This is a genomic window from Mycobacterium sp., from assembly GCF_019243155.1.
Taxonomy (GTDB): Bacteria; Actinomycetota; Actinomycetes; order Mycobacteriales; family Mycobacteriaceae; genus Mycobacterium.
This window is the reverse complement of record NZ_JAFAUS010000254.1, coordinates 1-6,657: the sequence shown is the minus strand read 5'-3', so window position 1 is coordinate 6,657 and position 6,657 is coordinate 1. Positions and strand designations below refer to the sequence as shown.

Below are 6,657 nucleotides of genomic sequence, written 5' to 3'. Positions count from 1 at the left end.
AGATCGAAGAACGAGTCGTCGACGCCCACCCGCTCATGGCCGAGCAGCCCGGAAAACAGTCGCGCGATGCGCTGTTCGGTGGGGGTTGTGGGGTCGCGGTATTCGGTGGCCGTTGCGATCTGTGGTTGCGGCAGCGCGGCGCGGTCGATCTTCTGGTGCGCGGTGATCGGGATTTCGTCGAGCACCACATAGGCGGGCGGGGTCATGTAGTCCGGCAGCGCGGCGGCCACGCGGGCCCGGATGCGCTCGACGTCAACCGTTTCCGTGCCGGCGCCCTGAGCCGGCGTCACGTATCCCACCAGGCTCTTGCCCAACTGGGGCAGGTCCATCGCCAGCACGATTGCTTGCCCGACGCTGGGATCGACCGAGATCGCGGCCGCGATCTCACCCAACTCGATGCGGAAACCGCGGATCTTCACCTGCTCGTCGGCGCGGCCGACGAACTCGATGTCCCCGTCGGCGTTGCGGCGGGCCAGGTCCCCGGACCGGTACAAGCGGCCGCCCGCCCTGAACGGGTCGGCGACGAAACGTTCGGCTGTCAATCCCGGCCTGCGGTGATATCCGTGTGCCACATGCGTTCCGCCGATGTAGATTTCGCCGATCACCCCTACCGGCACCGGCTGCAGCGCGTTGTCGAGCAGATGCACCTGCGTGTTGATCTTGGGTCGCCCGATCGGCACGATCCGGGTGCCCTGCGCGCCTTCCACCGGATAGCTGGTGGCGTTGACCACCGTCTCGGTCGGTCCGTAGAAGTTGTACAGCAGTGCGTCGAAGGTGGAGTGGAACTTGTCGGCGATCTCACCGGGCAGCGCCTCCCCACCGATCGGGACGCGTCGCAGCGTGCGCCACTGACCGACGCCCGGCAATGACAGGAACAGGCCAAGCAACGACGGCACGAAGTGCATCGAGGTGATGCCCTCGCCGCTCAGCAGGTCGGTCAGGTACCCGATGTCGCGCAGCCCGTCGGGCCGCGGGATCACCAGCCGGGCACCGCAAATCAAGGTTCCGAAGATCTCACCCATCGACACGTCGAAGCTGGGCGAGGCGACTTGCAACAGCCGGTCGGTTTCGTCGACCCGGTATTCTTCGCCGAACCACGCGAAGTACTCCGCGATCGGCGCATGTGGCACCGGAACACCCTTGGGCAACCCGGTCGAACCGGACGTGTAGATCAGGTAGGCGGTGTTCTGAGGGGTCAGCGGTCGGATCAGCTCGGCGGGCGCGGTGGCCGGGTAGTGTGCCAATTCGGTAACCGGTTCGCGCAGCACCAGTTTGGCCTCGGCGTCGCCGAGGATGAAGGCCAGCCGATCCTCCGGATAGGTCGGATCGACCGGTAGGTAGACCGCACCCGCCTTGAGGACTCCCAACGCAGTGATGACCAGCTCGGGCGATTTGTCCAGCAGCACCGCGACCCGGTCCTCGGTTCCGATGTCCTGCTCGATAAGCCAGTGCGCCAAGCGGTTCGACTCTTCGTCGATCTCGCGATAGCGGTAGACACGGCCCTCGTAGACGACGGCCACGGCTTCGGGCGAAAGGGCCGCTCGCCGGGTGACCAGCTCGGGCAACGTGCTCGGCGTGGCGATGAACTCTTCACCGGTCGACATCCGGCGCAGCCACTCGGCGTCCTCGTCGCTCATCAACCCGCACGCCGACAACGCCGCGTCGGGGTTGCTCAGCGCGTTGTCCAGCAATTCGACGTAGTGCCGCAGCAGCTGTTCCACCAGTTGGTGATCCAGGACCTCGACGAGGTACTCGGCCTCGACCAGACCGCCGGTGTCGCGGTCGAGTTCGACCATGAAACTCAGTGGCAGTTGGTTGAAGTGACCACGCAGCTCGCCGCGCTCGCACCGCACGCCGGGCGGGCAGAAGCCGGCGCCATCGGGCTCTCGCTGCCCGAAGCTCACCCGGGTCATCCGGTCCGCGCCGTGTCGGCGATCGGGATTGGACTCGCGCACCAGCCAATCCAGGTCGGCGCGGGAATGGGCGAAGGCGCCGACCGCGCCGTCCCGAGTTCGGGCAAGCAGGTCACGGAACGTCTGGTGCGGCTGGGGGCGCAGCCGGATCACCACGGTGTTGCCGTAATAGCCGATGACGTCCTCGGTACCGACACCGCGGTTCAGCACCGGGGCCGCCACCAGGAAGTCGGTCGACTGCGTGTAGCGGTGCACCAGCGCGGCGAACGCGGCCATCAAGACCATGTACGGAGTCGCTCCGGTTTCTCGCGCCAGCGCGGCCGCCCGATCGGTGGTAGCCGCCGGTAACCGCACCGATGCCCGCTGTGCGCGCCAGGTGCTGGGCACCGCTGAGCCGTTGGGGCCCGGAAGTTCAAGCGGCTCAGGTAGATCCCTCATCAGCGGACGCCAGTAATCCAGATCCGCATCGCGGTTCGATGTCTGGTCCGAGGAAACCACCGGCACCGTGGGGGCGGCGGCGAAGCCATCGGGGTCGCTGTATGCGCGTGTCAGGTCGGTGAAGAACGGCGCCCACGAGCCGTCGTCCCAGGCGATGTGATGGGCGGTGATCAGCAGCATCAGCTCATCGGCGGACAGCCGGGCCACGGTCACCCGCAGTGGCGAATCCTTGGTCAGGTCGAACGGCCGGCGAAAGTCCCGCTGCGCCAACACATCCAGCCGTAGCCGCCGGGCGTGATCGGTCAGCCCGGACAGGTCGTGTTCGGCCCAGGCGGCCCGCAAGTCCTCACGCAGGACCGGCCGCGGATCGCCATCCTCGCCGGCGTCGTACGTCGTGTGCAGCGCCGGGTGCCGGGCTACAACGGCATCGACCGCCCGCCTTAGCCGCGTGACATCGACGGAACCGGCGACTCGATAGGAGACGCAGACGTTGAGCAGCGCGCTCTCCGGATCGACGGACTGCACGAACCACATGCGGTGCTGACCGACCGACATTCGCGGCTCGTCGTCGGTTGCCACCGCACCTGTCGCCCTGGCCAGGCCACGTTCGGCGATCTTGCGGCGCAACAACTCCAAGCGTTCTTCGTCGAGACGGGCAATGGCGCCGGTGGTGTCAGTCACGCTGAGAGTCCAACCTTTCTAGCTTCGCGAGCGTCGATCGTGGTGCCGGCACCCAACGCGTCGATCAATTCGTTGACGGTGATCCCGCCGAGCATCCGGGACACCGGAACCGAACTTCCCACTGTTCGGCGCAGACGCTTCCGCAGATCCAGCGCGAGCAGGGAGTCCACGCCCAGATCGATGAGCGGCGCCCCCGGGTCGATGGACCCGGAGTCATCCAGGTGCAATGTCGCTGCCAGCTCGGTACGTACCACCTCGGCAAGCGGTTTGGCCACCGAGTCGTCGGCATCCTCAGCGTGCCTTGGCATCGCATCGAACGGCATTGACATTCCCTGGCTTTCGAAGAACACCCGGAGGCGCTCGAAATCCGCGTCGAAGATCAGCGGATCACCGTCGTATCCGTACAGACCGGCTTCGATCGCCTGTATCGGATCCATTGCGACCAGCCCGGAGCGTTCGGTGCGGCTGATCTCGTCCCCTGTTACGACCCCGGCGCTTCGCCATAGCCCCCACCGGATCGCCGTGCAGTCCCGACCGCCGGCACGCAACTGGGCGGCCAAAACGTCGAGCATCCGGTTGGATGCCGCATACGCGGCGTGACCGTGGCCGGCCCATACCCCGAACACCGACGAGCAGGCCAGGATTCGGCAGTCCGCCCGCAGCGGCCACACATCGGCCATCAACGCCAACCCGCGGACCTTCGCGGCGCACACTGCCTCCACATCCGCACCGGTGAGCTCCGAACCCGTGCGGGCGCTGGCGATGCCGGCGGTATGGATCAGTAAGGACGCTCCGGAACCCGCGTATCTGGCGGCAGCCGCGGACACCGCAACCGGATCGGTGATGTCGCAGCGCGGAGCGTGCACCCGCGCGTCACGATTTTCGGCCAGCCGACGCAACGTATCTTCATCGACACCGCCGCGGCTCAGCAGGGTGACGGTCCGCGCACCGCGTTCCACGCAATACCGCGCGTATTGCAGCCCGATGGCCCCGCTGCCGCCGGTGATCACCACGTTGTCCAGCGCGGGTGGTCGCGTCACCGCCGAGGCGTGACACTCCCGGAAGGTGCGGACATAGCGTCGCGGCGAATCGCCACCGCGCACAGCGATTTCGGCTGTCTCACCGAGCAACACGTCGACCACGACCAGCGCGGTCGAGGCGTCGATGTCTCGGTCCGCGAGATCGACGTGCCCAAACGTCTGGTCGGGAAATTCGAAGCCGACGCTGCGATGCATGGCGGCCAGGGCGGCCTGCGCCGCAGACAGGCTCGGGTCGTCGCGATCGATCTGTTCGGCGCCGGCGGTGAGCAACCAGACGGCCCGGCACCGAGGTCCCATGAGGGACGCGTAGTCGGGCAGGCCCGCGTCGGCGAGGCCTGCGATCTGCTCGAGCGCGGCGGTGGCGTCCATCGGCTCGCGCTCCGGAGCGATCACTAAAAGGATCTCCGCCTCGTTCGGGAACACTGCGCGGCAGCCGCCATGTGCCGCAACGGCATCGACCAGCCGCTGCGTCAACCCGCTATCGCCGATAACGGCGATGTCGGCACCGGTTGTGGTCGCCGCGGCCGTCGCCTCTCGCCAATCCTCGACCGCGACGGTAAGCGCCGGAGCCGGCGACGCATCCACTGCGGAGTCGATCGGCGGTTCCGGTGCGGCCCACAGGTGCACCACCCGCATCGGCGCGTTCGGGAAATTCCTCAGTGGCGGCCGGATGTCCCCCGGGACGGCGTTGGTCCACTGGCAGCCGGGATCAGCGGCCGCCACGCCTGCGATGCCCGCCGACAGCGAATCGGTGATGGATCGGTCGCGATGCCCGGACCCGACGATGACGATCGACTCGTCGTCGACGATGTCAGCGAGCGGATAGAGCAGCGACTGGTGGGCGGACAGCTCGACGAATGTGTCAGCGCCCCACTTCTGGGCATAGCTCACGGCCCGATCGAAGCGCACAGTGCCACAGAGGTTTTCATACCAGTACTGGCGGAAATCGATCCCGCCGTGCACCTCGGCGCCAAATGTCGAGCCGACGAATTTCACCCGGCCCGTCCGAAAGACCGATTCGGGTATCAGCTCGGCCAATTCGGTCTGTAACGACCTCAGCGCACTGGTGTGTCCCGGATAGTCGACGGCAAGTTGGTGGGTGAAGATCCCGCGCCGTCCTGCCAGGGCGACAGCGGCGACCACCGCGTCGTGGTCACCGGACACCACGGTGGATGACGGCCCGTTGACCGCCGAAACCTCCAACCAGCCGGGCGTCTCGGCCAACACGGACTCCGCGTCGTCGACGCCAACCCCCAGAACCGCCATCGCGTACCGGCCCGTCAGCCGGTCGACGACGGTGGCGCGCGCGCCCACCAAGGCGACGGCCTCGGGCAACGTGATCGCCTCCGCCACATACGCCGCCGCGACCTCGCCAAGGCTGTGTCCGATGGTGATCTCGGGCAGCACTCCGCAGACTCGCCACGCAGCCGCCAGGCTGACTGCATGGGTGAACTGCGCCCCCTGGATCTCCGACCGCGACCACTGTCGTTGGTCCTCGCCCACCAGATACGCCAGCGGAGAAGAGAATCCGGCCCCGGTAAACGCTTGCGCGCAGGCCTGCGCCGTTTCCCGGTACGCCGCAAGGACCCGATAAGCCTCGGCTCCCATCCCCTGCCATTGGTTGCCCTGACCCGGAAACACGAACGCGATTCGCGGCGCGGTGGCCTTTGCGGATTGTGTAACCAGGAAGTCTTCTTCGCCGTTAGCGATCGCCGACAGCGCGGCGGCGAGTTCGGTTTGATCCGCCGCCCGTAGCACCGTTCGGTGCCGGCGCACCCGCCGCAGCCGCAGCAGGGTCGACGCAACCGCGGCTGCCGGATGTTCCGTCCCGGGGTAGCGCTGCAGGTAGTCGAGGATCGCCGCGGCGTCTCGACGGATCAGCTCGGGATCGTGCGCACTGAGCAGCACCGGGACGCGCCCGTCCGGCAACGGATGAGTGAGCATCATGCGACCTCGGGAACGGAGACGATCAGGTGCGCGTTGGTGCCGGCGATGCCGAATGCCGAAGCGGCGGCTATGCGCTGGCCGTTGACGGCCGGCCACGGGGTCAGCGTCTGCGCGAGCCGCAAACCCTGCCTTTTCCACTCGATTTCGGGGCTGGCATCGGCGGCGTGCAGGGTGGGCGGTACGGCGCCGTGTTCGGCGGATACCAGAACTTTGGCCAGTCCCAGCGCACCGGCGGCCGCCAGCGAATGGCCGACGTTGGATTTCGCCGAACCCAGCAGCGCTCCGGCGCCTGGTTCGGTGTCGCCGTAAGTCTGTGCCAGCGAATGCAATTCGGTGCGGTCGCCGAGCCGCGTCCCGGTGCCGTGCCCCTCGATCATGCCCACCTCGCCGGGCTTGACTCCCGCCTGGGTAATGGCCCGCTGGAACAGCCGGACCTGGGCGTCGCCGCTGGGGGCACTTAGACCGGCGCTGCGTCCGTCCTGGTTCATGGCGGTGGCCCGTACCTCGGCCACGACTGGGCGGCCGGCTCGAAGCGCGGCCGATTTCCGTTGCAGCACAAACATCGCCGCGCCCTCGGCCCACACCGTTCCGCTGGCTTGTGCGCTGTAGGGGCGGCAGTGCACGTCATCGGAAACGGC

General features: G+C 67.5%; 3 protein-coding genes. All 3 read right to left on the bottom strand.

Annotation, left to right across the window (positions count from 1 at the left end):
• Window positions 1–3,032, bottom strand: a 3,032-nt coding sequence (locus JOZ00_RS12505) for an amino acid adenylation domain-containing protein (RefSeq protein WP_293344269.1), incomplete at its 3' end; no start/stop codon positions are given.
• On the bottom strand, window positions 3,029–6,016 hold the full coding sequence (mbtD, locus tag JOZ00_RS12500; RefSeq protein ID WP_293344267.1) for a mycobactin polyketide synthase MbtD: 2,988 nt from the start codon (window positions 6,014–6,016) through the stop codon (window positions 3,029–3,031). The genes mbtD and JOZ00_RS12505, both read right to left, overlap by 4 nt.
• The coding region (locus JOZ00_RS12495) for a polyketide synthase (protein ID WP_293344265.1) at window positions 6,016–6,657 on the bottom strand (642 nt) is incomplete at its 5' end. The genes mbtD and JOZ00_RS12495, both read right to left, overlap by 1 nt.

Coding starts and splice junctions, on each gene's coding strand:
- mbtD (WP_293344267.1), bottom strand. CDS start 6,016: ATGCTCACTCATCCGTTGCCGGACGGGCGCGTCCCGGTGCTGCTCAGT.